This window comes from Cellulomonas sp. Root485, from assembly GCF_001426705.1.
Taxonomy (GTDB): domain Bacteria; phylum Actinomycetota; class Actinomycetes; order Actinomycetales; family Cellulomonadaceae; genus Cellulomonas.
Genome location: NZ_LMFC01000003.1, coordinates 421,104 through 447,092 on the forward strand (window position 1 = coordinate 421,104; position 25,989 = coordinate 447,092).

At 73.1% G+C, this 25,989-nt stretch carries 23 protein-coding genes and 1 tRNA gene; 12 read left to right on the plus strand and 12 right to left on the minus strand.

Annotation, left to right across the window (positions count from 1 at the left end; translation table 11 throughout):
• Window positions 1–118: 118 nt before the first annotated feature.
• Window positions 119–2,146, minus strand: a complete 2,028-nt coding sequence (locus ASD16_RS15755; protein ID WP_055919504.1) for a penicillin acylase family protein — start codon at window positions 2,144–2,146, stop codon at window positions 119–121.
• 293 nt (window positions 2,147–2,439) lie between these two features.
• Here ASD16_RS15755 and ASD16_RS15765 point away from each other — a divergent pair, with 293 nt between their 5' ends.
• Window positions 2,440–4,221: an ABC transporter ATP-binding protein gene (locus ASD16_RS15765; RefSeq protein WP_055919510.1), complete on the plus strand. Its 1,782-nt coding sequence runs from the start codon at window positions 2,440–2,442 to the stop codon at window positions 4,219–4,221.
• 4 nt (window positions 4,222–4,225) lie between these two features.
• Here ASD16_RS15765 and ASD16_RS15770 read toward each other — a convergent pair whose 3' ends face one another.
• Window positions 4,226–5,491: a threonine/serine exporter ThrE family protein gene (locus tag ASD16_RS15770; protein WP_055919512.1), complete on the minus strand. Its 1,266-nt coding sequence runs from the start codon at window positions 5,489–5,491 to the stop codon at window positions 4,226–4,228.
• Between the two features lie 56 nt (window positions 5,492–5,547).
• On the minus strand, window positions 5,548–5,991 hold the full coding sequence (locus ASD16_RS15775; protein WP_055919514.1) for a MarR family winged helix-turn-helix transcriptional regulator: 444 nt from the start codon (window positions 5,989–5,991) through the stop codon (window positions 5,548–5,550).
• Between the two features lie 97 nt (window positions 5,992–6,088).
• Between ASD16_RS15775 and ASD16_RS15780 the strand changes: the two genes are divergently transcribed.
• From ASD16_RS15780 to ASD16_RS15800, 5 genes are all read left to right on the plus strand, one after another.
• Complete coding sequence (locus tag ASD16_RS15780) at window positions 6,089–7,975, plus strand: ABC transporter ATP-binding protein (protein ID WP_055920607.1); 1,887 nt, start codon at window positions 6,089–6,091, stop codon at window positions 7,973–7,975.
• Between the two features lie 76 nt (window positions 7,976–8,051).
• The gene (locus ASD16_RS15785) at window positions 8,052–9,275 is read left to right on the plus strand and encodes an acyltransferase (protein WP_055919517.1); all 1,224 of its coding nucleotides are present in this window, start codon (window positions 8,052–8,054) and stop codon (window positions 9,273–9,275) included.
• A complete protein-coding gene (locus ASD16_RS15790; RefSeq protein ID WP_055919520.1) occupies window positions 9,272–9,619 on the plus strand; it encodes a VOC family protein in 348 nt (115 codons plus the stop codon). Before ASD16_RS15785 ends, ASD16_RS15790 begins: the two co-directional genes overlap by 4 nt.
• A 40-nt stretch (window positions 9,620–9,659) precedes the next feature.
• Window positions 9,660–10,277, plus strand: a complete 618-nt coding sequence (locus tag ASD16_RS15795) for a DinB family protein (RefSeq protein WP_055919523.1) — start codon at window positions 9,660–9,662, stop codon at window positions 10,275–10,277.
• A 5-nt stretch (window positions 10,278–10,282) separates the two neighbouring features.
• The gene (locus ASD16_RS15800) at window positions 10,283–11,098 is read left to right on the plus strand and encodes an MBL fold metallo-hydrolase (protein WP_055919526.1); all 816 of its coding nucleotides are present in this window, start codon (window positions 10,283–10,285) and stop codon (window positions 11,096–11,098) included.
• Here ASD16_RS15800 and ASD16_RS15805 read toward each other — a convergent pair.
• The 7 genes from ASD16_RS15805 to ASD16_RS15835 form a co-directional block, all read right to left on the minus strand.
• On the minus strand, window positions 11,091–11,555 hold the full coding sequence (locus tag ASD16_RS15805; protein WP_235523350.1) for an NUDIX domain-containing protein: 465 nt from the start codon (window positions 11,553–11,555) through the stop codon (window positions 11,091–11,093). The genes ASD16_RS15800 and ASD16_RS15805 overlap by 8 nt on opposite strands.
• A gap of 92 nt (window positions 11,556–11,647) precedes the next feature.
• Window positions 11,648–11,935 (minus strand): hypothetical protein, encoded by a 288-nt coding sequence (locus tag ASD16_RS15810; RefSeq protein ID WP_055919532.1) that lies wholly within the window; start codon window positions 11,933–11,935, stop codon window positions 11,648–11,650.
• A 74-nt stretch (window positions 11,936–12,009) separates the two neighbouring features.
• On the minus strand, window positions 12,010–13,041 hold the full coding sequence (locus ASD16_RS15815; RefSeq protein WP_157453967.1) for a hypothetical protein: 1,032 nt from the start codon (window positions 13,039–13,041) through the stop codon (window positions 12,010–12,012).
• Between the two features lie 96 nt (window positions 13,042–13,137).
• On the minus strand, window positions 13,138–14,280 hold the full coding sequence (locus ASD16_RS15820) for a hypothetical protein (protein WP_055919537.1): 1,143 nt from the start codon (window positions 14,278–14,280) through the stop codon (window positions 13,138–13,140).
• 4 nt (window positions 14,281–14,284) lie between these two features.
• A complete protein-coding gene (gene dcd / locus ASD16_RS15825; RefSeq protein WP_055920610.1) occupies window positions 14,285–14,860 on the minus strand; it encodes a dCTP deaminase in 576 nt (191 codons plus the stop codon).
• 56 nt (window positions 14,861–14,916) lie between these two features.
• Window positions 14,917–15,564: a response regulator transcription factor gene (locus ASD16_RS15830; protein ID WP_200942968.1), complete on the minus strand. Its 648-nt coding sequence runs from the start codon at window positions 15,562–15,564 to the stop codon at window positions 14,917–14,919.
• Window positions 15,561–16,661: a sensor histidine kinase gene (locus ASD16_RS15835; protein ID WP_055919544.1), complete on the minus strand. Its 1,101-nt coding sequence runs from the start codon at window positions 16,659–16,661 to the stop codon at window positions 15,561–15,563. The genes ASD16_RS15830 and ASD16_RS15835 overlap by 4 nt, the downstream gene beginning before the upstream one ends.
• A 135-nt stretch (window positions 16,662–16,796) precedes the next feature.
• On the opposite strand from ASD16_RS15835, the gene ASD16_RS15840 reads away from it, so the two are divergent.
• Window positions 16,797–17,174, plus strand: coding sequence for a DUF6069 family protein (locus ASD16_RS15840; RefSeq protein WP_055919547.1), 378 nt, complete (start codon window positions 16,797–16,799; stop codon window positions 17,172–17,174).
• 5 nt (window positions 17,175–17,179) lie between these two features.
• On the opposite strand, the gene ASD16_RS15845 is transcribed toward ASD16_RS15840, so the two are convergent.
• Window positions 17,180–18,586 (minus strand): calcium-binding protein, encoded by a 1,407-nt coding sequence (locus ASD16_RS15845; RefSeq protein ID WP_055919550.1) that lies wholly within the window; start codon window positions 18,584–18,586, stop codon window positions 17,180–17,182.
• A 295-nt stretch (window positions 18,587–18,881) separates the two neighbouring features.
• Here ASD16_RS15845 and ASD16_RS15850 point away from each other — a divergent pair, with 295 nt between their 5' ends.
• The 5 genes from ASD16_RS15850 (at window position 18,882) to ASD16_RS15870 (ending at window position 25,157) form a co-directional block, all read left to right on the plus strand.
• A complete protein-coding gene (locus tag ASD16_RS15850; protein WP_055919553.1) occupies window positions 18,882–21,344 on the plus strand; it encodes a GH36-type glycosyl hydrolase domain-containing protein in 2,463 nt (820 codons plus the stop codon).
• 29 nt (window positions 21,345–21,373) lie between these two features.
• Window positions 21,374–22,360: an aldose epimerase gene (locus tag ASD16_RS15855; RefSeq protein WP_055919557.1), complete on the plus strand. Its 987-nt coding sequence runs from the start codon at window positions 21,374–21,376 to the stop codon at window positions 22,358–22,360.
• 58 nt (window positions 22,361–22,418) lie between these two features.
• Window positions 22,419–22,492: transfer RNA gene (locus ASD16_RS15860), tRNA-Gly, on the plus strand.
• A gap of 65 nt (window positions 22,493–22,557) precedes the next feature.
• The gene (locus ASD16_RS15865; RefSeq protein ID WP_055919560.1) at window positions 22,558–23,373 is read left to right on the plus strand and encodes an isocitrate lyase/phosphoenolpyruvate mutase family protein; all 816 of its coding nucleotides are present in this window, start codon (window positions 22,558–22,560) and stop codon (window positions 23,371–23,373) included.
• A gap of 104 nt (window positions 23,374–23,477) precedes the next feature.
• Window positions 23,478–25,157: an MFS transporter gene (locus ASD16_RS15870; RefSeq protein WP_082570911.1), complete on the plus strand. Its 1,680-nt coding sequence runs from the start codon at window positions 23,478–23,480 to the stop codon at window positions 25,155–25,157.
• Between the two features lie 46 nt (window positions 25,158–25,203).
• Here ASD16_RS15870 and ASD16_RS15875 read toward each other — a convergent pair whose 3' ends face one another.
• On the minus strand, window positions 25,204–25,860 hold the full coding sequence (locus ASD16_RS15875) for an LON peptidase substrate-binding domain-containing protein (protein ID WP_055919563.1): 657 nt from the start codon (window positions 25,858–25,860) through the stop codon (window positions 25,204–25,206).
• Between the last annotated feature and the right edge of the window lie 129 nt (window positions 25,861–25,989).

The following is a 25,989-nucleotide window of genomic DNA, read 5'->3' on the forward strand; positions in this document are numbered from 1 at the left end:
GCGGGTGCGGCAATCCTGCGGGATCCGGCGGGCCACCGGGGACGACGTCACCCGCTCGGCGCAGCGGCGACCTCCTCGTCCAGCCCCCGCAGCGTGGGTCGAGGACGCCGGGCCGGCGTCACGCTCGCCGGGTCTCCTCCTCGAGCAGGTCCCAGTCGGTGACGACCTCGACGGTCTCGGCGGCCGTCCACGTGCCCAGCTGGTCGGTCGCGTGCGCGCTCGCCGGGTCGCCCGATGCCCCGAACGGCACCCCCCACCGGCTGCGGCGGCGGTCGCCGAGGTCCCACACCCACCGCGCGACCGAGCCGCGCCACGACCGGTCGCTCACGCCGGCCACGCTCGCGGTGCAGCGGACGCAGTCGGTGTCGCCGGACAGCGGGACGTCGTCCACAGTCGGTCCGGGGTAGCCGAACGGGGTCAGGACGGGCTGGAGGCGGTGGCGATCGCCCCAGGTGGTGTTCAGGTCGCGGTCAAGGGCAACCCGTTCGAGCGCCTCACGCGCCACGGCCACCCCGTCGATCCCGCGCGTCGCCGCGCCCAGCAACCGCGACAGCGCGTCGGCCACCCGGGGTCCGACGGCCAGCCACGGGTCGAGCAGGGCGCCGTGGTCGTGGGGGGCGTGCAAGGGGGCGAGGGCCGGGTGGGCGGTGAGCAGCACGGCGACCTCGGCCCGCCAGGCGGCGAACGCGCCCGCGTCGGCGCTGTCGGCGTCCATGTGCCGGTCCCACGCGAGCAGCCGGTCCCGCAGCGCTGCGGCCGGCGGTGACAGGGCGTCGGTCCGACGCACCCAGCCGAGGAGCTCGCCGGCGCTGCCGAGGAGGGTGTCGCCGTGGATCGCCGCCATGTCCCCGGGCGCGAACGTGCCGCCCGCGTCGAGCAGGTCCCGGATCCGTCGTGCCCGGTACGGGGCCACGTAGGCGCGACCGAGGTCCCGTCCGGGGTCCGCGGGCCGCTCGTTGGCGTCGACCGCGACGCCGGTGACACGGGTGGGATCCGCCAGCCGGTGCCACGGCGCGGGCCGTGCGGCCTGGGACCAGGCGTCGTGCGGCAGCCGGCGCTCCGGGGCGGGCCGGGTCACGACGAGGCCCGCGTCGAGGCTCAGTACCGTCCCGTCGGCGTCGGCGGTGAGGACGCGGTTCACCGGGTCCACCCACCCCCGCAGGGCGTCGGCGACGTCGGCGGCCGACCGTGACCGGAGCAGCGGCAGCAGGCAGGAGAAGCCGACGTCGGACGCGACCCGGGCGGGGAACCGGACGCTGAGCCCGTCGAGCACCAGCGGACCGCGCTCGGTCTCGACCACGTCGACGTCGACGTCGTCGCCGCCGCGCACCCGGATCGTCTCGACGTGCCGGTCCACGGGCGCCCACCCGTCGGGCCCGAGCGCCGACAGCCCGTCGGGCGAGAGCCGTTCGCGGAACACCTCGACGTGGTGCGCGATCGCGTTCGTGATCCCCCACGCGACCGTCCCGGTGTGCCCGAAGTGCTGCACGCCCGGCACCCCCGGGAACGCGAGCCCGAGCACGTCGAACTCGTCGCACGCGAGCCTGACCTGCTGGTACACCCCGGGGAGCTCGATCATGCGGTGCGGGTCGCCCGCCAGGATCGGCTGGCCGGACGCCGTCCGCGACCCGTGCAGCGCCCACGCGTTCGAGCCCGACGACGCGGTCTCGGCCGAGTCGAACAGGCCGACGGCGTCCGCCCCGAGCGTCAGCCGGACGTGCTCGTTCCACAGCAGCCGGGGGAACATCGAGAACAGCGCGTGGTGGACGAGCATGATCCCGAGCGGCGTCCAGGCGGGCCACGGCTCGTGCAGCGCGGCATACCCGAGCCGCTCGTCGAGGGCGTCCGCGTCGCGGCCGTCGTTCACGCCTGCCACGTACGCGTCGACGAACGCACGGTCCCCATCGGCCAGCGCCGCGTACGCCTTCTGAGCCGTGTCCGCCAGGCGCGCACGCCGCGCGAACCGGTCCCACTCGACGCCGCCGGCTCCGACCCGCTCCGCGAGCCGCCCCTCGGCCCGCCACCGGTCGACCTCGATCTGCCACCCGCGGTCGCGCGCGGTCACGTGCCCCTGCTCGCGGGCCAGCGCCAGGTGGTCGGCCGCCCGGACGTGAGGCACGCCCAGGGCGTCGCGGTAGACGGTCATGAGACCGGGTGGGCGAGCGTGCCCGCGGAGATCAGCATCGTGACCCCTCGCCCGCGTCCGTCACGAGCACGCGCGAGACCGCGCGGGCCTGTGGAGCTCTCGCCGTGCGGCATGGGCACACAGTGCACCAGCGGGCGCGGGTGCGCACGCAGATTCCGGTGCGTGAGCGGGCCGACGTCGACCATCCCGCGCGCCGATCCGTCGAGTAGCGCGTCGCCGTCGCGGGGGCTGGGTCGAATCGATACGTTCTGGCCCGGGAAGGCGCTATCCATCCCGCCGGTCCAGATGTCACGATGGAGCGCGTGACATCTGGCCCTCAGCCCTATCTCGCCGTGGTCGACATCGACGGCGCGCACCCGGTCCGCTCGGTCGTCCGGCTCCTCGGAGCCCACCGCAGGCGCGTGCTCACGGCGGTGGCGTTCTTCACCTTGAAGGACATCCCGCTCTGGCTGATGCCGGTGATCACGGGCAAGGTCATCGACGTCGTCGTCGCGGGCGGCCCGACGAGCGAGCTGTGGCTCTGGGCCGCGGTCGCCGTCGCCGCGCTCGTGCAGAACTACCCGAACCACGTGCAGTGGACCAAGCTCTTCATGGGCGCGGTCCGCGAGATCGGCGCCGACCTGCGCAACGGGCTCACCTCCCGGCTGCAGAGCCTCTCCATCGGCTTCCACTCCCGGGTCAGCGCGTCGATCGTGCAGACCAAGGTGGTGCGCGACGTCGAGAACGTCGAGGTGATGCTCCAGCAGATCGCCCACCCGCTGCTCTCCGCGACGATGGTCATGCTCGGCGCGATCGTCATGACGGCGCTGGCCGTCCCCGAGTTCCTGCCCGTGTACGCCCTGACCATCCCGCTGGCCGTGCTGCTGCGGTTCGTCCTGGCGCGGCGGTCCCGCGAGCGCAACGAGTCGTTCCGGCGCGAGGTCGAGCACTTCTCCGCCCGCGTCGGCGAGATGGCCACCCTCATGCCCATCACGCGTGCGCACGGGCTGGAGGCCACCGCGGAGGAGCGCGTCGCCGTCGGCGCCGAGGGCGTGCGGTCCGCCGGCTACCGCCTCGACGTGCTCAACGGCCGGTTCGCCTCGCTCAGCTGGGTGAGCCTGCAGCTGCTCGGCGTGCTCTGCCTCGTGCTCGCGGCCTGGGTGTCGATCACCGGGATCATCACGATCTCCGCCGGCCAGGTGGTCCTGCTCAGCTCCTACTTCGCGCTCATCACCGGGTCCGTCACCGGCCTGCTCATGCTCCTGCCCATCGGCGCGAAGGGCCTCGAGTCGGTCCGGTCCATCGCCGAGGTCATGCAGGAGCCCGACCTCGAGGTGAACGCCGGCAAGCGCCGCGTCGACCGCGTGGACGGCCGGCTGACCCTCGAGCACGTGCACTTCCGCTACCCCGACGCCGACACCGACGCCCTCGACGGGATCGACCTGACGATCGAGGCCGGCCAGACCGTCGCGTTCGTCGGCCCGTCCGGCTCCGGCAAGTCGACCGTGCTCAACCTGGCGCTCGGCTTCCTGCGACCCACCGGCGGCCGGCTCCTGCTCGACGGCGTCGACACCGCCCTGCTCGACCTGCGCTCCGTGCGCACGCACGTGTCCGTCGTGCCCCAGGAGTCGGTGCTGTTCGAGGGGTCCATCCGGGACAACGTCGCCTACGGCCTGCCGAAGGTGTCCGAGCAGCGCATCCGCCAGGCGCTCGTCGACGCCAACGCCGCCGAGATCGTCGACGCCCTGCCCGACGGGTGGGACACCGTCGTCGGCGAGCGCGGCGCCCGGCTGTCCGGCGGCCAGCGCCAACGCATCGCCATCGCCCGGGCCCTGGTCCGCGACCCGCGCATCCTGCTGCTCGACGAGGCGACCTCCGCGCTCGACCCCGAGTCCGAGGCTCTCGTGAAGGAGGCCCTCGCACGGCTCATGCGCGGGCGCACCACGCTCGTCGTCGCGCACCGGCTGTCGACCATCCGCTCCGCCGACCGCATCGTCGTCCTCGACGACGCCCGCGTGGTCGAGGTCGGCACGCACGACGACCTGCTCGCCGCCGACGGCCGCTACGCCCGGCTGCAGCGCGCTCAGCAGGTGTGACCGCTCAGCGCTCGTACGCCCAGGTGGGGTCGGTGAGCATGCGGGCGATGGCCAGGCCGATCGCGAGGGCGGCGACGATGAGCGCGGCCTCGACCCCGAACGCGAGGGCTTCGACCGTGTTGCCGTTGGAGATGTGGAACACCGCCCGGTAGGCGAGGACACCCGGCACCATGATCGTCACGGCCGGCACGTAGACGGTGATGCGCGGGACGTCGAGACGCGGCGCGATGACGGCGGCGAGCAGCCCGACGACCAGTGCCGCGACGGCCGCGGCCGCCTGCGGGGGCACGTGCGTCTGGACGATCTCGATGCGCAGCACGTTCGCGAGCATGCCGACGCCGGCCGCCGCGATCGCGATGCGCCAAGGGCTGTTGAACATCAGCGCGAACCCGAGGACGCCGAGGAAGCTGGCGACGAAGCGCAGCGCGAGCAGGAGGCCCGGGTCGAGGCTGGGCGCCGCCGGCGGGTCCGGGCTGAGGCCGACCACCAACGACACCGCCCACAGCGCGAGCGCCGCGGACGTCAGGATCATCAGCGCGTGGACGAGGCGCGCGACCCCCGCCGAGAAGTCCAGCTTGGCCAGGTCGAGGAAGCCGGTGACCAGCGGGAACCCCGGGACCAGGAACAGCACGGCCGAGACGTAGCCCGCCTCGTGGCCGGACCCCACCATGCCCGCGACCTGGAGCAGCCAGACGAAGCCGAGGTACCCCAGGCACGCCACGGTGGCGCTGAGCATGGTGACGCCGAACTGGTTGAACCCGCGGTGGAGCATCGTGCGGCGCAGTGCCTGGCCGAGGAACGAGCCGACGAAGACGCCGATGATCTCGACGACACCGCCGCTGTTCAGGAACGAGAACGCCGCGCAGGCGATCGCTGCCCACAGCGCGTTGAGGACCACCGGGTACAGGGGCGGCTTGTCGGCGATGCGGTCCAGCTCGGCCGTGACCTCGTCGGGCGTCACGTGACCGGCGGCGTCCACGCGACCCGCCAGACGCTCCAGCTCGGTGAGCCGGTCGACGTTGACGCCGATGGAGCGCACCTCGGTCACCTCGGTGCGGAAGCTGGGACCGCGGTGCGACGTCGTCGTGATCTCCGTGAGCGTCACGTGCGCCTCGTGCCGGTCGATGCCCAGCGCCGTGGCGATCCGGGCCATGGAGGCCTTGACCCGGTACGAGCCTGTGCCCGCCGACAGGCTCAGCCGTCCGACCCGCAGCACGACACCGGACCGACGGATCAGCTCGAGCTCGTCGTCGTCCGGAGCGGTGGGCACAGACCCATGATGGCCCGTGGGCACCGCCGACGACGGAACCGAAGGTCCCGACGACCTCACGCGTCCGGCGGCGTCGCCTCGTCCCCCACGACCCGCAGCAACCGCAACAGCTCGGCCTGCTCCTCGGCGGACAGCCGCCCCAGCCGCTCGGCGGCGCCCTCGTGGCGCTGCGTCGAGATCGCGGCGAGCAAGGCGTGCCCGGCAGGCGTGAGCTCGAGCAACGTGGCGCGCCGGTCCGTCGGGTCGGGCAGCCGCCTGACCAGCCCGTCCTCCTCGGCGAGGTCCACCTTCGAGGTGACCGACCGCGGTGCGACGTCGAGCGCGGCGGCGAGCTCACCGAGCCGGCGGGGACCGTCGCACCGTTCGAGGGTGCGCAGCAGCCGGAGCTGCCCGGGAGTGGTGCCCTGCAGCTCGAGCCGGGCGGCGGCGTCGCGACGGACGCCACGGAGCACGCCGTACAGGAGCTCGAGGAGCTCTCCGGAGCCGTCGGAGGAGGTCACGGCGGTGAGACTACCGCAACTTGTGATCCAGGCACATAGTGAGTTAACCTCACCATCGGCCCACAAGGCCCAGGACCAAGGAGGTGGGCCCGTGTCGATGACTTCCGGCAGCCCCAACATGCGCAGCTTCGCCAAGGACCGCACGGTCGCGGACCACAAGCTCACCCGGGACACCCTGAAGCGGATCCTGCGGTTCGCGCGCCCGTACCGGGGCAGGCTCGCGGTCTTCGTCGCGCTGATCGCGGTCGAGGCAGCGGCGGGCGCGGTCACTCCCCTGCTGTTCAAGACGCTCATCGACGACGGCATCACGGCCGGCGACACGCGGGTGGTCCTCACGATGGCCGCCATCGTCGCGGTGCTCGCGATCGTCACCGCGGGGCTGTCCGTCGCCGACCGCTGGGTCTCGTCGCAGGTGGGCGAGGGCCTGATCCGCGACCTGCGCACCGCGGTGTTCGACCACGTGCAGCGCATGCCGCTCGCGTTCTTCAGCCGCGCCAAGACGGGCGCGCTGGTGCAGCGGCTCAACGGCGACGTGCTCGGCGCGCAGCAGGCTTTCACGTCGACGCTGCAGAACGTGGTGAGCAACTCGCTGACCATCGTGTTCGTGCTCGCGGCGATGTTCAGCATGTCCTGGCAGCTGACCCTGCTCAGCCTGGTCCTGCTGCCGGCGTTCATCTTCCCGGCCCGCTGGTTCGGCAAGAAGATCGCCGCGATCACGCGGGAGAGCTACGCCCTGAACGCCGACGCCGCGCAGATCATGAACGAGCGGTTCAACGTGGCGGGCGCGCACCTGGTCAAGATCTTCGGCGACCCGCAGCGCGAGTCCCAGAACTACGCCGACCAGGTCGACCGCGTCCGCGACATCGGCGTCACCCGCGCCCTGTACTCCACGTGGTTCCGGGTCGGCCTGACCACCCTGGCGTCCGTCGCCGTCGCGCTCGTCTACGGCCTCGGCGGCGTGATGGCGATCCGCGGGGAGCTCACCGTCGGCGTGGTCGTCGCGCTCACCGCCTACCTCGGCCGCCTGTACGGTCCGCTCACCGCGATGTCGAACGTCCAGGTCGACGTCATGACCGCGCTGGTCAGCTTCGAGCGCGTGCTCGAGGTCCTCGACCTGGAGCCGACGGTCGCGGAGAAGCCGGACGCGACGGACCTGCGCACCGCGACGTCGACGCACGGCGCGACCGTCCAGCTCGACGGTGTCAGCTTCCGCTACCCCGGGGCCGACGAGGTGTCGCTGGCGTCCCTGGAGTCGGTGGCGACCCTGCAGAACGAGGTCCACCAGAACACCCTCGAGGACGTGAGCCTCACCGTCCCCGCAGGTCACATGGTCGCGCTGGTCGGCCACTCGGGCGCCGGCAAGACGACCATCTCCCAGCTGGTCACCCGCATGTACGACCCGACGGCGGGCGCCGTGCGGATCGGCGGCGCCGACCTGCGGGACGTCACGCACGCCTCGCTGCGCGCGACGGTCGGCGTGGTCAGCCAGGAGGCCCACCTCTTCCACGACACCATCGCGGAGAACCTGCGCTACGCCCGCCCGGAGGCCACGGATGCGGACATCGAGCGCGCACTGGAGCAGGCGCACATCGCGGACCTCGTCGCGACGCTCCCCGACGGCATCCACACCGTGGTCGGCGACCGTGGCTACCGGCTGTCCGGCGGGGAGCGGCAGCGGCTCGCGATCGCGCGGATGCTGCTCAAGGCACCGGACGTCGTCATCCTCGACGAGGCCACCGCGCACCTCGACTCGGGATCCGAGGCCGCGGTCCAGGCCGCGCTCGACGAGGCCCTGACCGGCCGCACCAGCATCGTCATCGCCCACCGGCTCTCCACCGTGCGGCAGGCCGACTCGATCGTGGTCCTGGACCACGGCCGCGTCGTCGACCAGGGCACCCACGCCGAGCTGCTCGCGCGTGGCGGCGTGTACGCGGAGCTCTACCGGACGCAGTTCGCCAGCAGCGTCGCGACGGCGGCCGCCTGACGGGCGCCCTTTCCCTGCCCGACGGTCCCTGACGTACCCTGGGCGACCTTCCCCGCCCGACGGTCCCAGGAGTGCCATGTCCGAGACGCCCCGCGCCCAGGGCACGGCCGCGCGGACCGACAGCCGGCTGTCGGCACTCGACGGGCTGCGCGGGGTGGCGGCGGCGATCGTCGTGCTGCACCACACCCTGCTGCTGACCCCCGCGATCTCGAACGTCTACATGCAGGGTCCGTTCCCGGAACGCGGCTCGATGGCGTGGTGGCTGTCCTACACGCCGCTCAAGATCGCCAGTGCGGGGTCGGAGGCGGTGCTGGTCTTCTTCGTGCTCAGCGGCCTCGTGCTCGCACTGCCGGTGCTGCGCCGCACGGACTTCGACTGGTCGGCCTACTACCCCCGGCGCATGGTCCGGCTCTACGTCCCGGTCATCGCGTCCGTGCTGCTCGCGGTGGTCCTGGTGCTGGCGGTGCCGCAGGTCGACGTGCCGTCGGGCTCGAAGTGGCTGTTCCTCCACTCGATCCCGGAGCTGTCGTGGCCCAAGGTCATCCACGCGATGAGCCTGTTCGACGGCGACTTCCAGCTCAACAACCCGCTCTGGTCGCTGCAGTGGGAGATCGCGTTCTCGGTGTGCCTGCCCGTCTTCGTGCTCGGCGCGTTCGCACTGCGGCGGCTCTGGCTCGTCGGCGTGCTCGCCGCGCTGGTGGCGTCGTGGATCGGGCTCATCACGGGCACGCCGTCCCTCACCTACCTGCCGGTCTTCTTCGCCGGCACGCTCCTCGCGGTCGGCCTCCCGGACATCCGTCGCCTCGCGGACCGGCTGGCGGCCCGCTGGACCGGACACCTGGTCTGGATCGCGCTGCTGGTCGGTGCGGGGCTCGCGCTGGTGGCGCCGTGGCTCATCGGTGCCGACCGCCGGCTCGAGACGCTCCCGCGCAACCTCGCCGGGGCGCTCGTGCCGTTCGCCGCCGTCGTCATCGTGGTGTGCGCCCTCGGCTGGCGCCCGCTCGCCGCGGTGCTCAGCCGCGGCGTCCTGCGCCAGCTCGGGCTGATCTCGTTCAGCCTCTACCTCGTGCACGCGCCCGTGCTGGTGTTCACGTCGCACCTCATGGCGGGGCAGTCGCGCTACCTCATCAACCCGATCGCCCTGACGCTCTGCGTGCTCGTCGCGTACGGCTTCTACTGGCTGGTCGAGAAGCGGTCGCACGAGTGGGCCCGCCGCGTGGGCGCGTGGGGCTCGCGCACGATGCGACGTGAGGCGGCGCCTGCGCAGGAGCCGGCGCAGGCCACTACCGTCTCCGCATGATCGGACGCATCGACGAGGTCGTCTTCGACTGCGCGGACCCGGCAGTCCTCGTGCGCTTCTGGGCCGACGTGCTCGGCGGCACCCCCGTGGGTCGCAACGACGGCTGGCACTACGTCGACCCCCCGGGCTGGACCCGCGTGGCGTTCCAGCGGGTGCCCGAGGGCAAGGTGGTGAAGAACCGCGTGCACCTCGACGTCGAGGTCGACGACATCCCGGCGGCGACCGCCCAGGCGGAGGCGCTCGGCGCGACGCGCGTCGGCGAGCTCCACGTCGACACCGCCGGCTCGTTCCAGGTGCTGCTCGACCCCGAGGGCAACGAGTGGTGCGTGGTGAAGCCCGCGTAAACCTCTTGCGGCAGCCGGTGCGGCGGAGAACTGTCGATCCGTGACCGTCCCCGCGCGCCTCGCCCCCCTGCTGGCCGAGTACGACTTCGCCAGCGACCGCCTCCTGCAGCGCCTGTCCGGTCCCACCGTGGACAGCGGCGACGGCCTGCAGGTCGAGGTCCCCCCGCTGACCGACGCGGAGCTCCTCTGGGAGCCGGTCCCGGGCGCCTGGACGATCCGACGGCAGTCGGACGGACCCGGCGGGCTCGGGGCGACGCGCCTGGTCGGGTCGGGCGAGTGGGGTCACGACGGCGGCCGCCCGCACCCGTGGCCGCCGCCGGTCACCTCGATCGGCTGGCGGATCAACCACGTCGCCAAGACGCTGGCCGGCCGCGCGGACCACACCGACGGCACCCACACCCACACCGAGGCGTCCGACGAGCCGCAGGGCACCGCCGCGGGAGCCATCGCCGGTCTGGCCGCCGCGATCGCCGCGTGGCGCGCGACGCTGCTGGGGGCCGACGACGCCGCCCTCGACACGGTCGGCTACAGCACGTACCCCAACGGCTCCGACTCCGACGAGACGTTCCTCGACGTCGTCTGGTGGATGAACCAGGAGGTGGTCCACCACGGCGCCGAGATCGCCCTCCTCCGCGACCTGTACCTCCGGCTAGCGTGACGCGCATGACCTTCTGGATCTGCGCCACGTGCGCCGTGGAGAGTGCCGAGCCGTCCGACGTCTGCGCGATCTGCGCCGACGAGCGCCAGTGGGTGCCCGCGTCGGGCCAGCGCTGGACCACCCTGGAGGAGCTCCGCGCGCAGGGGTACCGCGCGCAGCTGGAGGAGCTCGAGCTGGACCTGTTCGCGGTCACCAGCTCCCCGAGCGCCGGCATCGGTCAGCAGTCGAAGCTGCTCGTCACCTCGGAGGGCAGCCTGCTGTGGGACCCGATCGGGTTCCTCGACGACGCCGTGGTCGAGCGCATCCTCGCCCTCGGCCCGGTGCGGGCGATCGCGGCGAGCCACCCGCACATGTACGGCGTCCAGGTGGAGTGGAGCCGCGCGCTCGGCGACCCACCGGTCCTCGTGGCGGAGGCCGACGCGCACTGGATCAACCGCCCCGACCCGGTGATCCGGACGTGGTCCGGTGAGCTGGAGGTCCTGCCCGGCGTGACCCTCTCCCAGCCGGGTGGCCACTTCCCCGGCAGCGCGATCGCGCACTGGACGGCCGGCGCGGCGGGCCAGGGGGTGCTGCTGAGCGGCGACACGATCTTCGCCAACCCCGACCGGCGGTCCGTCGCGTTCATGCGCAGCTACCCGAACCACCTGCCGCTGTCCGGTGCCGTCGCGCGCCGGGTCGCCGACCACGTCGACCGCCTGGAGTTCGACCGCCTCTACGGCAACTTCGCCAACGTGATCGCCGCCGACGCCAAGGAGATCGTCCGCCGCTCGGCCGAGCGCCACATCGGCTGGGCCAACGGCGACTTCGACCACCTCACCTGAGCAGCTCCTCCAGCCGGTCCACGAACGCCGCCTGCGCGGTCACGACGAGCCGTCGTGCCTCGTCGGGCGCGAACCAGCCGGCCCGGTCGAGCTCGGGCACCAGCAGCGTCCGCCCCGACCGCGGCGGCCAGGCGATCTCGACCAGGTTGCTGGCGATGGCGGACGCGTCGAGGTCCCCCTCCACCGCCCACGCCGTCACGACCTTGCCGCCGCTCTGCTTGACGTCCCCGAGCGCGAGCGGTTCGGACGACGACGGCACCGGCACCCCGAGCTCCTCGGCGAACTCCCGCAGCGCCGTGGCGTAGGGGTCCTCGCCGGGCGACGGCTCCCCCTTCGGGATCGTCCACGCGCCCGCGTCCTTGCGCGCCCAGAACGGTCCGCCCATGTGCCCGAGCAGCACCTCGAGCCCGGCAGTCCGCCGGAACAGCAGCAGGCCGGCACTCGTGCGGGGTGCCACCGTCATACCTCCGTCATCACGCAGGCGACCCTAGTCCGGTCACCACCGCCGGGCCCGCGAGGCGATCCCCGCGGGCCCGGCGACGGCGTCCGTCACCGCGCGGTCGTCTCCCCCCGCTGGGTCGGCACCCGGTCGAGGAGCGCCGGGTGGGTGAACGGGCTCGTCGTCGACCGACGCGTGGTCGCCGCCCGTCGCAGGGCCACGCCCAGCGCGACCAGGCACAGGCCGGCGAACGCGAGCCACGGTGTCCAGCCCGTGTCTGCGAGCACCGCTGCCCCGGCGGTGGCGGACTCCTCTGCGTGGGCCGTCGGGGCCCCGGCGGCGACGAGACCGCCTGTCAGGAGCGCTGTCTGCAGCGCTCGTCGGACGTAGTTGTGCATGGCGAAGCTCCTCCTGCTGATCGGATGGCCCGGACGGGCCCGGACGCGCGTCGCCCGAGGCGACCGGTCTCCGGTCAGGCGGGGGAGCTGGGGACCTCCGCGGCGGGCGGGGCGGCGGACGTCACGAGGACGCCCCCGAGCAGGCACCGGCCCTGCGGAGCGGCAGCGTGGGCAGGGACGCCGGCGACGGCCACGTCGACAGCCGTGCGGCAGCCGTTCGCGGCGAAGCCCGCAGGCCCGGGGACGGCGGGAACGCCTGGCGCGGGCCCGGACGGAGCGGGATCGCTGGGTGAAGGCCCCGCAGGCGTGGGCTCGCTGTCCGTACCCGCGGCGGCCCGTGCGCGCGGCCCCGCGCGCTCCGACGTGGAGCCGAGGTCCGGCGCGGCGGCGACCGTGTCGTCGTTCGGGGTCGGGCCGGAGGCCGAGGCCGGGACCGCGTCCGAGCCGGGTCGCGGGTGGACCGCGCCGAGGACGTCGACGACCGGACGGACGGGCGTGAGGACCTCCGTCACGGGCTCCAGGATCGCGACGAGGGGGTGCAGCGGGTCGACGAGCGATCCGAGGACGCCGCCGAGGGGCTTGAGCGCGTCGTCGAGCGGCTCGACGACCGGGGCCAGCGCGTTCGTCACCGGTGCGACGGCCGCGACCACGGGGGTCACGGCGTCGAGCGCGGGCGAGGCCACGTCGACGACGGGTGCGACGACGGGAGCCACCGGCGCGACGACGCCCTCGACCCCCGGAGCGACCGGTCCGGCGACCGCCTCGACGACCGGCACGACCGGCGCGGCCACCGCAGCGACGATCGGTGCTCCGGGGGCGACGGCGCTGGACACCACGGGCGTCACCGGGGCCACCACTGCCGACACGGCGGGTGCGACCACTCCGGACACGACCGGCTCCAGCGGTGCGATGGCTGCGGAGACCACCGGAGTCAGGAGGCCGGAGACGACCTCGGCGTCAGGTGGCGAGTCGTCGGCACGCGCAGGCGGAGCTGCCAGGAGCGCCTGGACCAGGACGACGAGCACGAGGGCGGCGAGCGCGAGCAGGCCGCGAAGGAGCCACGTTCCCGCTCCGGCGTGCTCCTGCTCCAGCGACGTCATCGTCAAGCCCCCATGACCCTGCGCGTCCGTCGACCGTATGAAGGCCTGTTCGACGAGGCAACCGGACGGGCGCACGTCACCTGTCCGGCCTAACGAGACGGGTCAGACGTCCTCGGGGTCCACCAGAAAGTCCGCCTCGTCGGCGATCTCGCCTCCGATCGCGGCGTGCACCACGCGCGCGACGGCCTGCACGAGCGGTGCGGCCCGGGACCGGGCGACGCGGTGCTCGAACGACGGCCGCTCCGCCTCGAGCTCCTCGATGAACGGCGGCTCCCAGTGCACGCGGTAGGCGACGACGCCGTCCCGGGTCCACGGCAGGTCACGCATCAGGGGCGGCAGCGCGGTCTCGACACCGGCCTCGACGGACAGCGTGCCGTCGTGCCCGAGGTCGACGAGCACGCCGTATGCCTCGGGCACGGGCGGCACCGCGAGCATCAGCTCGTCGTACGCCGACGCCTCGTCCATCAGTCGCTGCCGCTCGGCCTCGTCGTCGACCCCGTAGCGCTCCAGGGCCGCGGACAACCCGCGGCCGCCGGCCTCGGCCACCCACCCGGGGCGGCCGCCGGCGTCCCGGCCGACGCCGGCCGCGGGCCCGGTCCAGGTGCTGGTGGCCTCGCTGAGCCGCGCGCGCGGCAGCACGGACTGGACCACGGCGAGCGCTTCAGCCGGTTCGAGCCAGGAGTCGGACAGGACGGTGAGGTCGATGGCGCTGTCGACGTCGGGCGTGAGGACGATGCCGTTCTCGCCCGTGCGCACGGAGCCGCCGAGGCGGCGGGCGGCGGCGACCATCCACTGCAGGACGCGCTCCTCCTCCCGGATCGGCATGCCGTGGGGGAACGCGCGCTTGAGGCCGTCGCGGTCGCCTCCGGGATACGGCTTCTCGCCACGTTCCCGCGGGCAGACCAGCACGTACGCGAGGGTTGCCGTCGTCGGCAGGCCGAGGCTGACGGCGTCCCCGGTCTCCATGCGGAACGGCCCGTTCAGGGTCGAGAGCCGCGCGAGCCGGAGCGTGCGCGTCGGGATGGTCGCGGAGCCCACGGCGCGGATGCCGAGCGCGGCCGTCATGGGCCCGATGATCCCGCGCGGTTGCAGGGTGTCCTGCGGCCGCTCCTCCCACCGCGCGTTGGCGAACCGGCTGACGGCCAGCACCTCGACCTCGTCCTCCGCGACGTCCGGCGGCAGCGCCAGGATGTGGCGGTCACGCAGACCGGGATCGTCGGCGGGGAGGCGGGTGAGCTTCGCCATCGCGTCAGACGTCCGTCCGGTGGAAGTTCTGGAAGGACCGGGACGCGGTCGGGCCGCGCTGCCCCTGGTACCGCGAGCCGTACTCGGAGGAGCCGTACGGGTGCTCGGACGCCGACGACAGCCGGAAGAAGCACATCTGGCCGATCTTCATGCCGGGCCACAGCAGGATGGGCAGCGTCGCGACGTTGGACAGCTCGAGGGTCACGTGCCCGGAGAACCCGGGGTCGATGAACCCCGCCGTCGAGTGGGTCAGCAGGCCGAGCCGCCCCAGCGACGACTTGCCCTCCAGCCGTGCGGCGATGTCGTCGGGCAGCGTCACGGCCTCGTACGTGGACCCGAGGACGAACTCGCCGGGGTGCAGCACGAAGGACTCCCCCGGGGCGACCTCGACCAGCCGCGTCAGGTCGGGCTGGTCCGCCGCGGGGTCGATGAACGGGTACTTGTGGTTGTCGAACAGGCGGAAGTACCGGTCGAGCCGCACGTCGATGCTCGACGGCTGGAGCATGGCGGGCTCGTAGGGGTCGAGGGCCACGCGGCCCGACTCGAGCTCGGCCCTGATGTCACGGTCGGAGAGCAGCACGGGGCCACGGTAGTCCGGTTCACCGTGCACCCAGGGCGGGTCCGGGTCGTGGACCGTCAGGGCTGCTCGGCGTCGTGCGCGAGGAGTGCGACCTGGGTGCGGTTCTCCAGCCCGAGCTTGAGCAGGATGCTCGACACGTGCGCCTTGACCGTGGCGAGCGTGAGGAAGAGCTCGCGACCGACCTCGGCGTTGCTCGCGCCCCGCCCGATCGCGGCCACCACGTCCCGTTCCCGGTCCGTGAGCAGGGCCAACGACGCGCGCGCCGCAGCCCGTGACCCGCTCGCGCGTGCGGTCGAGTCCATCAGCCGGCGCGCGACCCGAGGCGACAGCACCGGCTCCCCCGCGGCCGCCGCCAGCACCGCCTCGACGATCCGCTGCGGCTCGGTGTCCTTGAGCAGGTACCCGCTCGCGCCGGCGTGCAGGGCGGCCTCGACCTCGTCGGCGGTGTCGAACGTGGTGAGCACGACGACGGCGGGCGGGTCCCGGCGCGCACGGACGGCGCGGGTCGCCGCGATGCCGTCGGTGCCCGGCATGCGCAGGTCCATGAGGACGACGTCGGCGGGGTGCGCGTCGAGGGCCGCAGGCACCCCGGAGCCGTCGGGCACCTGCGCGACGACGCGGATGCCGTGGGCGCCGTCGAGCAGGAGCGACAGCCCGGTCCGCACCAGGGCGTCGTCGTCGACGATGATCACGCGCACGCTCACGGCTGCCACGGTAGCCACGCGTCCAGCACGAACCCGTCGGCGACCGCCTCGGCCCGCAGCGTCCCGCCCAGCAGCTCGATCCGTTCCGTCAGCCCGATCAGCCCGGTCCCCGTGCCCGGTCCGAGGCCGCGCCCGCCGGTCCCGTTCGCCACCCGCACCCGCAGCCCGTCCTCGACCAGCACCCGCACGTCGACGGGCGCCCCCGGTGCGTGCCGTCGCGCGTTGGTCAGCCCCTCCTGGCAGGTCCGGTAGACCGCGAGGCCGAGGGGCGTCGGCAGGTCCAGACCGGGTGCGTCCAGCCGGACGGTCGCCCCGGCCGCGCGCTCCTGCTCGACCAGCGCCGGCAGGTCCGCGAGGCCCGGCGTCGGCCGCAGCTCGTCCGGGCCGTCGCGCAGCACCCCGATCACCGTCCGCAGCTCCTCCAGCGCCTCGCCCGCGCTGGCCCGCACCACCCCGGCCGCTGCCGACACCTGCTCCGGGGACAGGTCCGTCCGGTACTCCAGGGCGCCCGCCGTGGTGGCCAGCAGGGTCAGCCGGTGCGCCAGCGTGTCGTGCATCTCGCGGGCGATCCGGGTCCGCTCCGCCGACCGTGCCTCCGCGACCTTGCGCGCCTGGTCCCGCTCCGCGGCACGCGCCCGGTCCCGCCACTGCGCGACCAGCGCGTCCCGCGTCCGGCCGTACGCGCCCCAGCCGAGCAGCGCCGCGTGCACCGCGACGTCGCACAGCAGCCACCAGCCGAGCGGCAGCCCGACGGACCGCCAGAGCGCCTGGACGGCGTGCCCGGCGATGCTCGCGCACGCGACCGGGATCGCGACGCCCAGCCGCTCACGACGGGCGACGACGTACGTCCCGGCCGTCGCGGCGGGTGTCGCGGCGGGGCTGAGGGCGGCGAGCACGCCCAGCGCAGCGCCGCCGATCAGCGGGTGGCTGCGCAGGAGCGGGAGGATCGCGACGGCCACGAGCCCGAGCGCCAGGTCCACCGCGAGCGGCACCCCGTCCACCTGTGCGGACCAGGCGGCGAGGGACGTGAGGACGACCATCCCCGCGAGCAGCCCGAGGAGCACGGGGAGCGAGGGGACGTCACGCGGTCGGGCCATGCGCCGAGCGTAGGAACGCGTTCCGCGCGCCCACCACCGACCAAAGGAGGGGGCGTGCCGCACCTCCGGCCGAGGTCGACGGCACCGGACAGCGACCAGGGTCGAGCCGTCCACCCACGATGTCAGGAGAAGCCCATGTCCCGTCCGGTCCCCGTCTGGCTCGTCGCCGTCACCGCGACGGCCCTCGCGCTCGCCGTCTGGGTGCTCGCCGTCCCCGTCGGCGGTGTCGACCTGTCCGCCGGCACGCCGCCGCAGACCGTCGGCGTCGCCTCGGTGGTCGTCGCGACCCTCGTCGTCACGCTGGCCGCCTGGGGCGTGCGCACCCTGCTCCGCCGTCGCACCCCGGTCGCCTGGTGGGTGACCTGCGGGGCCGTGCTGGCGGTCTCCCTGCTCGGCCCGCTCGGCGGCACGTCGCCGGCCGCCGTCGGCACGCTCGTCGCCCTGCACCTCGTCGTCGGCGTGACCGTCGCCGCAGGTCTCGACCCCCGCCGCGCGCGCGTCCGGGCGCTCTGACCCGCCTACCGCTCAGCGCCCGACGATGCGGGGGCCACGGTCGGCAGCAGCCTCGACGGAGCTGCCGGCGAGGTCCCGCCCGACGGGGTCGGCGTCGGCATCGGCGGCCACGGGAGGGTGTCGTTGCACGAGGTCATCGCGTCGAGCGGGTCGGCCGTGCACACGTCCTGGCCGTCGCCGCCGTCGAGACGGTCGTTGGCCTGGACGCCGTCGGTGCCGCGCAGCGTGTCCTGGCCACCGTTCCCGCGCAGCACGTCGGCCCCGGGACCGCCCACCAGCGTCTCCTGCCACGGCCCGCCGGTCAGCACGTCGTCACCGGACCCGCCGAGCACCTCCTCGATGTCGGGCGAGGAGCTCCACGGGGCCGGCGCGCCCACTGCGTCGCCCTCGCCGGGCTCCCCGTCGCCGCCGAACCCGTCGAGCGTCACCGTGACGGGGCCGGTGCGCGCGGTGTAGTCGACGACGTCGTGCCCGGGCCCACCGACGAGCTGGTGCGCGCCGTCGGGCACCGCGCCCATGACGAACCGGTCGCCACCCTGACCACCCTCGGACCGGCCGCTGTCGGCACCGCCGTCGAGCACGTCGGAGCCCCAGCCGCCCTGGAGCAGGTCGTGGCCGTCGCCGCCGAGCAGCGTGTCGTCCCCGTCGCCGCCGACGAGCACGTCGTCACCGCCCAGCCCGGAGACCCGGTCGTCGCCCGCACCCGCGCAGATCACGTCGGCCCGGGGCGTGCCGGTGAGGTCGTCCGGGCCGTCGGTGCCGCGGATCGTGCACGCACGTCCCGGCGCGGTGTCGTAGCGGACGTAGTCCCAGCTCGAGCTGCCCTGGTGGGTCTCGAAACCGAGCGCGACCGTGCCCGCGCCACGTCCCGCGAGCGTCCGGTCGAGCACGGCGCGGCCGTCGACGGTGAGCCGCAGGTGCTGCCCGCGGGCCTCGAGGTGGTACCGGTGCCACCGCTGGGTGTCGAGCGCGATGACCTCGCGGTCCTCGTACGGGTAGGCGAGGCACAGCTCGCCGGGCCCGAAGCCGAGCTGCACGAGGTCCATGGTGTCGCCCACCCACAGCGTCGTCGCGGGTGCGGTGCCGGTCTCGTCGAGGCACGCCTGCGTCGCGTCGGCGCCGAGCCGCATGCGGAAGTCGACGTCCCAGCCCGACAGCCGGCCGGCCGAGCCCGTCCACTCCGACGGTGCGGTGTACTCCCGCACCATGACGAGGGTCTGCTCGCCGATGGTCATCGTGCCGCCACGCAACGTCGCGACCGGGTCTCCGCTGAACCCGGCGACCTCCCACCCGGGACCGAGCGTCCGCCCGAACTCCTCCCGGTGGACCTCACCCGCCCACGCCGGCGCCGGGAGGAGCAGGACGGCGGCCAGCACCGCGCCGAGGGTCAGGCCGAGCCGGGTCCGTCTCATCGTCGAGCTCCCCACGTGTCAGGTGCCGAGCACGCTAGGGGGCACCCCGGCCCGCAGGCGCGTGCGAAAAGATTCACCACGCCCGATCCCGCGCGATCGGGCGTGGTCGGCCGCAGCCGACAGAGGGGAATCGCTTCGATCGTTTCGCGATCCGACGCTGGCGGCTATGCTCTCGTCCGGGAGTTGCGTGGGAGCGCTCTCGCACACCGAACAGCGCCGGCGACGACGCGCCCCGCACTGCAGCGGGGGCCGACGAGCCGCGGGCGCCACTGCCGAGCACTCGAGGGGCAAGTCCATGCGGTACGGCCAGTTTGACGACGAGGCACGCGAGTACGTCATCGAGACGCCTCACACGCCCTATCCGTGGATCAACTACCTGGGCTCCGAGCAGTTCTTCTCGCTCATCTCGCACCAGTCCGGTGGCTACTCGTTCTACCGCGACGCCAAGATGCGGCGCCTCACGCGTTACCGGTACAACAACATCCCCGCGGACGCCGGCGGCCGGTACTTCTACGTGAACGACGGCGGCGACGTGTGGACACCGTCGTGGCTGCCGGTCAAGGCGGACCTGGACCACTTCGAGACGCGGCACGGCCTCGGCTACACGCGCATCACGGGTGAGCGCCGCGGGATCTCCGTCGAGACGCTCTTCTTCGTGCCCATCGGCGAGACCGCCGAGATCCAGAAGGTCACGGTCACCAACACCTCCGACGCCGAGAAGACGATCACGCTCTTCTCGTTCGTCGAGTTCTGCCTGTGGAACGCGCAGGACGACCAGACCAACTACCAGCGCAACCTGTCGATCGGCGAGGTCGAGGTCGAGCAGGACGGCCCGTACGGGTCGGCCGTGTTCCACAAGACCGAGTACCGCGAGCGCCGCGACCACTACGCCGTCTACGGCGTGAACACGCGCGCCGACGGCTTCGACACCGACCGCGACACGTTCGTCGGTGCCTACAACGGTCTCGGCGAGGCGACGGTCCCCCGCAGCGGGAAGTCCACCGGTTCGGTGGCGTCCGGCTGGTACCCGATCGGGTCGCACTCCGTCGAGCTCACGCTGGCACCGGGCGAGTCCCGCGCGCTGACGTACGTGCTCGGCTACATCGAGAACCCGGACGAGGAGAAGTGGGCCGACGACGCCCACCAGGTCATCAACAAGGAGCGCGCGCACGCGCTGCTGGGCCGCTTCGCGACGACGGAGCAGACGGACGCCGCGTTCGAGCAGCTCCGCGCGCACTGGACGGGCCTGCTGTCCACGTACTCGGTGAAGTCCGACGACGAGAAGCTCGACCGGATGGTCAACATCTGGAACCAGTACCAGTGCATGGTCACGTTCAACATGTCGCGCTCGGCGTCGTTCTTCGAGACCGGGATCGGGCGCGGGATGGGCTTCCGCGACTCCAACCAGGACCTGCTGGGCTTCGTGCACCTCATCCCCGAGCGTGCCCGCGAGCGCATCATCGACATCGCGTCCACGCAGTTCGAGGACGGCTCGGCGTACCACCAGTACCAGCCGCTGACGAAGCGGGGGAACAACGACATCGGCTCGGGCTTCAACGACGACCCGCTGTGGCTCATCGCCGGCGTGGCCGCGTACATCAAGGAGACCGGCGACGCCGCGATCCTCGACCAGCCCGTGCCGTTCGACAACGAGCCCGGCTCCGAGGTCCCGCTGTTCGAGCACCTGGTCCGCTCGTTCCAGTTCACGGTGGACAACCGTGGCCCGCACGGCCTGCCGCTGATCGGCCGCGCCGACTGGAACGACTGCCTGAACCTCAACTGCTTCTCCACCACCCCTGGCGAGTCGTTCCAGACCACCGAGAACCAGGCCGGCGGGCACGCCGAGTCGGTGTTCATCGCCGCGCAGTTCGTCCTCTACGGCGCCGAGTTCGCCGAGCTGGCGTCGCGCCGCGGGCTGACCGAGGTCGCCTCGCAGGCCCGCAAGGTCGTCGACGAGGTCCGCGCCGCGGTGCTCGAGCACGGCTGGGACGGCGAGTGGTTCCTGCGCGCGTACGACTACTACGGCAACCCGATCGGCACGGACGCCAAGCCCGAGGGCAAGATCTGGATCGAGCCGCAGGGCTTCGCGGTCATGGCCGGCATCGGGGTCGACGGCACCTCCGCCGACTCCCCCGCCATCAAGGCGCTGGACTCCGTCGGCGAGATGCTCGGCACCCCGCACGGCCTGGTGCTCCAGTACCCCGCGTACACCACGTACCAGATCGAGCTCGGGGAGGTCTCCACGTACCCGCCCGGGTACAAGGAGAACGGTGGCATCTTCTGCCACAACAACCCCTGGGTGATCATCGGCGAGACCGTGGTCGGTCGTGGCGCCAAGGCGTTCGACTACTACAAGCGGATCACGCCGGCGTACCGCGAGGACATCTCCGACGTCCACAAGCTCGAGCCGTACGTCTACGCGCAGATGATCGCGGGCAAGGAGGCGTCGCGCGCCGGCGAGGCCAAGAACTCGTGGCTGACCGGCACCGCCGCCTGGAACTTCGTCGCGGTGTCCCAGTACCTGCTCGGCGTCCGCCCCGACTACGACGGCCTCGTCGTCGACCCGCAGATCGGTCCGGACGTCCCGTCGTTCACCGTCACGCGCGTCGCCCGCGGCGCCACCTACGAGATCCACGTGACCAACTCCGGCACCGAGGGCGCCCGCGGGCGCCTCACCGTCGACGGCACCCCGGTCGAGGGCAACCTCGTCCCGTACGCCGCCGAGGGCTCGGTCGTCCGCGTCGAGGTCACCGTCTGACCCCGCCGGGGGCCTGACGGGATGCACCGATGACGGCACTCCAGGAAGTCGAAGCGCTTACGTCGTCGCTCGACGTCGACACGCGCATGGTCACGCTCCGCAACCAGAAGTGGGAGCTCGACGTGCTGCCCGCGACGGGCGGCGCCCTCGCGGGCGGCCGCATCCGCACGTCCGACGGGGTCTGGCGCGACCTGCTGCGCCCCACCCGCCCGACGGCGATGGGCGAGGCGGAGAAGTGCTCGAGCTTCCCGATGGTCCCGTGGTCCAACCGGATCCGGGACGGGCTGCTGCCGTTCCGTGGCCGCAGCTGGCAGCTGCAGCGCAACGGCGCGGACGGCACCGCGATCCACGGCGCCGCCCGGCACTCCGCCTGGACGGTCACGGACCAGACCGAGACCCGCGTCGTCCTCGAGCTCGACACCACCGGGCTCGTCGGCGTGAACTTTCCCTGGCGGTTCCGCGCGCAGATCACCTACGCGCTCAGCGACAACAAGCTCACGGTCGGCACGTCCGTGCGCAACATCGACCTCGAGTCGTTCCCCGCCGGCTTCGGGCACCACCCGTACCTGCAGCGCACGCTGTCGCCGCTCGGCACGTCCGCCCCGCCGACCCCGGGCCAGCCGGTGCTCGAGGTCCCCGCGCAGAAGGGCTACGCGCTGGTCAACGCCCTCCCGTCGGGTCCGGCAGGCACGGTCCCGCAGCGCGCCGACTTCCGGGTGGCGCGTCCGCTGACCTCGTCCTTCATCGACGACGTGCTCACCGCGTGGGAGCCCGGCGCACCCGTGCGGATCAGCTACCAGGACCTCGGCGTGAACGTGGACCTGCACGTCGACCCGGTGTACGCCCACCTCGTCCTGTACGCGCCCCGCAAGCGCCCGTACTTCGCGGTCGAGCCCGTGACCAACGTGAACGACGGTTTCGCGCTGCACGACGCCGGGGTGCCGGGCACGGGCGTCTTCGTCCTCGAGCCGGGGGAGGAGCGCTGCGGGGCGTTCACCCTGACTGTGCGGACCTGAGTTCGCCGTTCGGATCGGTCCGGGTATGCTCTCTCTCCGGACCGATCCGTCGGTCCACGCGGGTGTAGTTCAGTGGCAGAACTTCAGCTTCCCAAGCTGATAGCGCGAGTTCGATTCTCGTCACCCGCTCCAGCACTCTCCACGGCATCCACCGGGCACGGGTTGTCGCGAACGGCCCCGGTCGACACGATGAATCGATGCGCGCCGCCTCCACGACCGAGAAGGTCGCCACCCTGCTCGCCCTGCACGCCGGTCCCGGCTTCGTGCTCCCGAACGCGTGGGACGCCGGGTCGGCACGGGTGTTCGAGCAGGTCGGCTTCCCCGCGATCGCCACGACCAGCGCCGGCATCGCCTGGTCGTGCGGGGTCCCGGACGGCGCCGGGATCGACCGCGACACCATGCTCGCGCACGTCGGTCGCATCGTCGCCGCCGTCGACGTGCCGGTGACCGCCGACCTGGAGGCCGGCTACGGGGACACCCCGGAGGAGGTCGGCCGCACCGTGAGGCGAGCCGTGGAGCTCGGGGCGGTCGGCGGCAATCTCGAGGACGTCGCAGCCGGTGTGCTGTTCGACGTCGACGACGCGGTCCGGCGGATCGAGGCTGCACGGGCAGCCGCTCCTCGCGGCACCTTCGTGCTCAATGCGCGCACGGACACGTACATGGTCGGCGCCCCGGGCGATCCGTTCGCGGAGACCGTCGAGCGTGCCGTGCGCTACGTCGACGCCGGGGCCGACTGCGTCTTCGTGCCGGGCGTCGTCGAGACGGACACGATCCAGCGGCTGGCCGCGGCCATCCCTGCTCCGCTCAACGTGGTCGCTGGTCTGGCGAGCACGACCGATGCGCCGACGCTCTTCTCGCTCGGCGTGCGGCGGGTCAGCCTGGGCGGCAGCGTGGCGCGCGCCGCGCTCAGCCTGGTGGAGCGCGCCGGGCGCGAGCTGCTGGACACCGGCACGCTCGGGTTCCTCGAGGGTGCGGCGTCGTACGCAGAGCTGCAGCGCCGCTTCGAGACGTGACGTTCTCCATGGTCGGGTGGACACCGCCGGACGAACCATGGTCGGCGGGGTCCACCGCCGCTATGGTCTGCTTCTCCGTCCGCTCCAGGCACTGAGGACGTCATATGTCGACCCAGCCCGGCTCGCCCGCCCCCAAGGTCTCGGCGTGGGCGCCGATGGCGATCACCGCGTTCCGGGTGCTGTGGTTCGCCCAGCTGGGCAGCAACATCGGCACCTGGATGCAGACCGTGGGTGCGCAGTGGTTCCTCGTCGAGGCGTCGGCTGGGCCTACCGTCATCGCTCTCGTGCAGACCGCGAGCCTTGCACCGGCGGTGCTCTTCTCGCTGCCCGCCGGCGTGCTGGCCGACTCCCTCGACCGACGCCGTCTCCTCATCGTCGGTTCAGCAGTCAGCGCGCTGATCGCCGGTGTGCTCACCGTGATCGCCGCGCTGAACCACCTCACGCCGTGGACCATCCTCGGGTTCACCTTCCTGCTGGGGATCACCTCGACGCTGACCTCGCCGGCGTGGCAGGCCATCCAGCCCGAGCTCGTGCCGCGGTCGATGATCGGCGCGTCCTCGGCCCTCGGAGGCGTCACGGTGAACGGCGCCCGCGCCGTCGGCCCGGCCCTGGCCGGCGTCCTGCTCAGCGTGGCCGGGGTCCCGGTGGTCTTCGCCATCAACGCGTTGAGCTTCGTCGGCGCAGTCGTCGCTCTGTTGTGGTGGCGCCGCCCGCCGCAGACGGGACTCGACAACCGGGAGCTGTTCGTGCCGGCGCTCCGGGCCGGCGTGCGCTACGTCGCCTCGGCCCGGCTGGTGCGCCGGATCCTGCTCCGCTCGGCCCTGTTCGCCCTCCCGGCGAGCGCTCTGTGGGCGCTGCTCCCGGTCACCGCCACGCGGCTGAAGCTCAGCTCGAGCGGGTACGGGCTCCTGCTCGGCGCGCTCGGCGTCGGCGCGGTGCTCGGCGTCGTCGTGCTTCCCGTCGTCCGGAGGCGCCTGTCCGACAACGCCGTCCTCGCGGCGAGCGCGGTGCTGTTCGCCGTGGGCATGGTCGCCGCAGCCGTGCTGCCGCTTCCCGGGGCGCTCGTGCTGTTGGTGGTCGCGGGCATCGCCTGGATCGGCACCCTCACCGTCCTGAACGCGGCCCTGCAGCTCACCCTGCCGCAGTGGGTGCGGTCGCGCGGCGCCTCGATCTACATCCTCGTCTTCATGGGCACGATGGCGGCCGGGTCGTTCGGCTGGGGCCTTGCAGCGGAGAAGCTCGGCACCTCGGTCGCGCTGCTCACCGCCGGTGTGCTGCTGGTGCTGGTCGCCGCGAGCGTCCGTGTGCTCCCCCTGCTGCCGGGCACAGGCACCGTGGACCGCAGCATCGTGACGACGTGGGCCACCCCGAACCTCGTCTTCGAGCCTGACCCCGACGACGGACCGGTGCTCGTCGAGATCACGTACGCGGTGGACACCGCCTCGCTCGCCTCGTTCCGCTCGGCGATGCGACAGGTCGAGGGTTCGCGGCGCCGTACAGGTGCGACCCGATGGGGCCTGTACCGCAGCGGCGAGGACCAGGACGTGCTGCTCGAGTCGTTCGTGGTCCCGTCGTGGGGCGAGTACCGCCGCCAGCAGACCGAGCGGCTGACCGGCCGCGACCGCGAGATGCGCGCCGCCGTCCTCGATCTCTGCACCGGCGACCCCGCTGAGCGGCACTACTTCGCCGCGGAGGAATCCGTGCGACGACGAACGGCGCCAGGAGCGTCGGCGGGCCTCGGACAGCCCGCCAGCTCCGCGAGCCCGGCCACCACGGACACCTGATATCGACGGGCGCCAGGGTTGGCGCCAGCACCTCGCGCGCAGCTCGTCAGGGCCCCAGGGTCTCGTCGTCCGGCTCGTCATCGGACCAGCCCGCTGCGATGCTCTCGCCCGCCGCCTGCGTCTCGGACACCAGGCAGGTGATGAGCTCCGCCGCAGTGGACGAAGCCAGCAGCGCTTGCTGGTCAAGGGAGCCGATCGGTGCGATGCCGGCCAGCTGCCACAGCCGCTCGGTCGGCTCCTCCGACAGCGCGACGTCGGCCGGCCAGCGCAGCTCGGTGAACTCGCTGCGCCGGGCCAGGGTGGTCCGCACCACGCGCTCGGCGTCCGTGAGAGCCTCCGCGTCGCCCGGTCCGAGCAGGAGTGGCGCCAGCTCCCGCACGCGGGCCCGGGGGAACGGCTCCTCGTCGAGCCAGTCGATCACCTCGAAACGCCCCGCACCGCGCGCGAGAAGGATGATCGACTGCTCACCGACCTCGATGGTCACGATGCTTGCCACCGTGCCGACGGCGAACCGCGTGTCACCGCCACCCACCTCGGACCCGCGCTCGATCAGCACCACCCCGAACTCGCGGGCGGGCTGGTCGAGGACGGCGGACAGCAGCGCGAGGTAGCGAGGCTCGAAGACGCGCAGCGGCAGCGGCATGCCGGGGAACAGGACCGAGCCCAGCGGGAACATGGCCAGCTCACGGATCGCCTCGGGCACGACCTCGATCCTGCCGCACGCACCGCACGGCCGCCGTTCTCCGCGCACGTCGGCGGTCCCGGCGGCTCGTTCGCCGTGGTGGCTGGGCGCCGCTGGAGTCGCGCGACGTGCCGCAGGGCCGGTCTCCCG

What these genes read in the sequence shown, in the direction of transcription:
- ASD16_RS15790 (WP_055919520.1), top strand. Translation starts at nt 9,272, where the DNA reads ATGATCGGACGCATCGACGAGGTCGTCTTCGACTGCGCGGACCCGGCA.
- ASD16_RS15785 (WP_055919517.1), top strand. Translation starts at nt 8,052, where the DNA reads ATGTCCGAGACGCCCCGCGCCCAGGGCACGGCCGCGCGGACCGACAGC.
- ASD16_RS15765 (WP_055919510.1), top strand. Translation starts at nt 2,440, where the DNA reads ATGGAGCGCGTGACATCTGGCCCTCAGCCCTATCTCGCCGTGGTCGAC.
- ASD16_RS15865 (WP_055919560.1), top strand. Translation starts at nt 22,558, where the DNA reads ATGCGCGCCGCCTCCACGACCGAGAAGGTCGCCACCCTGCTCGCCCTG.
- ASD16_RS15780 (WP_055920607.1), top strand. Translation starts at nt 6,089, where the DNA reads ATGACTTCCGGCAGCCCCAACATGCGCAGCTTCGCCAAGGACCGCACG.
- ASD16_RS15870 (WP_082570911.1), top strand. Translation starts at nt 23,478, where the DNA reads ATGTCGACCCAGCCCGGCTCGCCCGCCCCCAAGGTCTCGGCGTGGGCG.
- ASD16_RS15835 (WP_055919544.1), bottom strand. Translation starts at nt 16,661, where the DNA reads ATGGCCCGACCGCGTGACGTCCCCTCGCTCCCCGTGCTCCTCGGGCTG.
- ASD16_RS15850 (WP_055919553.1), top strand. Translation starts at nt 18,882, where the DNA reads ATGCGGTACGGCCAGTTTGACGACGAGGCACGCGAGTACGTCATCGAG.
- ASD16_RS15800 (WP_055919526.1), top strand. Translation starts at nt 10,283, where the DNA reads ATGACCTTCTGGATCTGCGCCACGTGCGCCGTGGAGAGTGCCGAGCCG.
- ASD16_RS15810 (WP_055919532.1), bottom strand. Translation starts at nt 11,935, where the DNA reads ATGCACAACTACGTCCGACGAGCGCTGCAGACAGCGCTCCTGACAGGC.
- ASD16_RS15845 (WP_055919550.1), bottom strand. Translation starts at nt 18,586, where the DNA reads ATGAGACGGACCCGGCTCGGCCTGACCCTCGGCGCGGTGCTGGCCGCC.
- ASD16_RS15840 (WP_055919547.1), top strand. Translation starts at nt 16,797, where the DNA reads ATGTCCCGTCCGGTCCCCGTCTGGCTCGTCGCCGTCACCGCGACGGCC.
- ASD16_RS15855 (WP_055919557.1), top strand. Translation starts at nt 21,374, where the DNA reads ATGACGGCACTCCAGGAAGTCGAAGCGCTTACGTCGTCGCTCGACGTC.
- ASD16_RS15755 (WP_055919504.1), bottom strand. Translation starts at nt 2,146, where the DNA reads ATGACCGTCTACCGCGACGCCCTGGGCGTGCCTCACGTCCGGGCGGCC.
- ASD16_RS15820 (WP_055919537.1), bottom strand. Translation starts at nt 14,280, where the DNA reads ATGGCGAAGCTCACCCGCCTCCCCGCCGACGATCCCGGTCTGCGTGAC.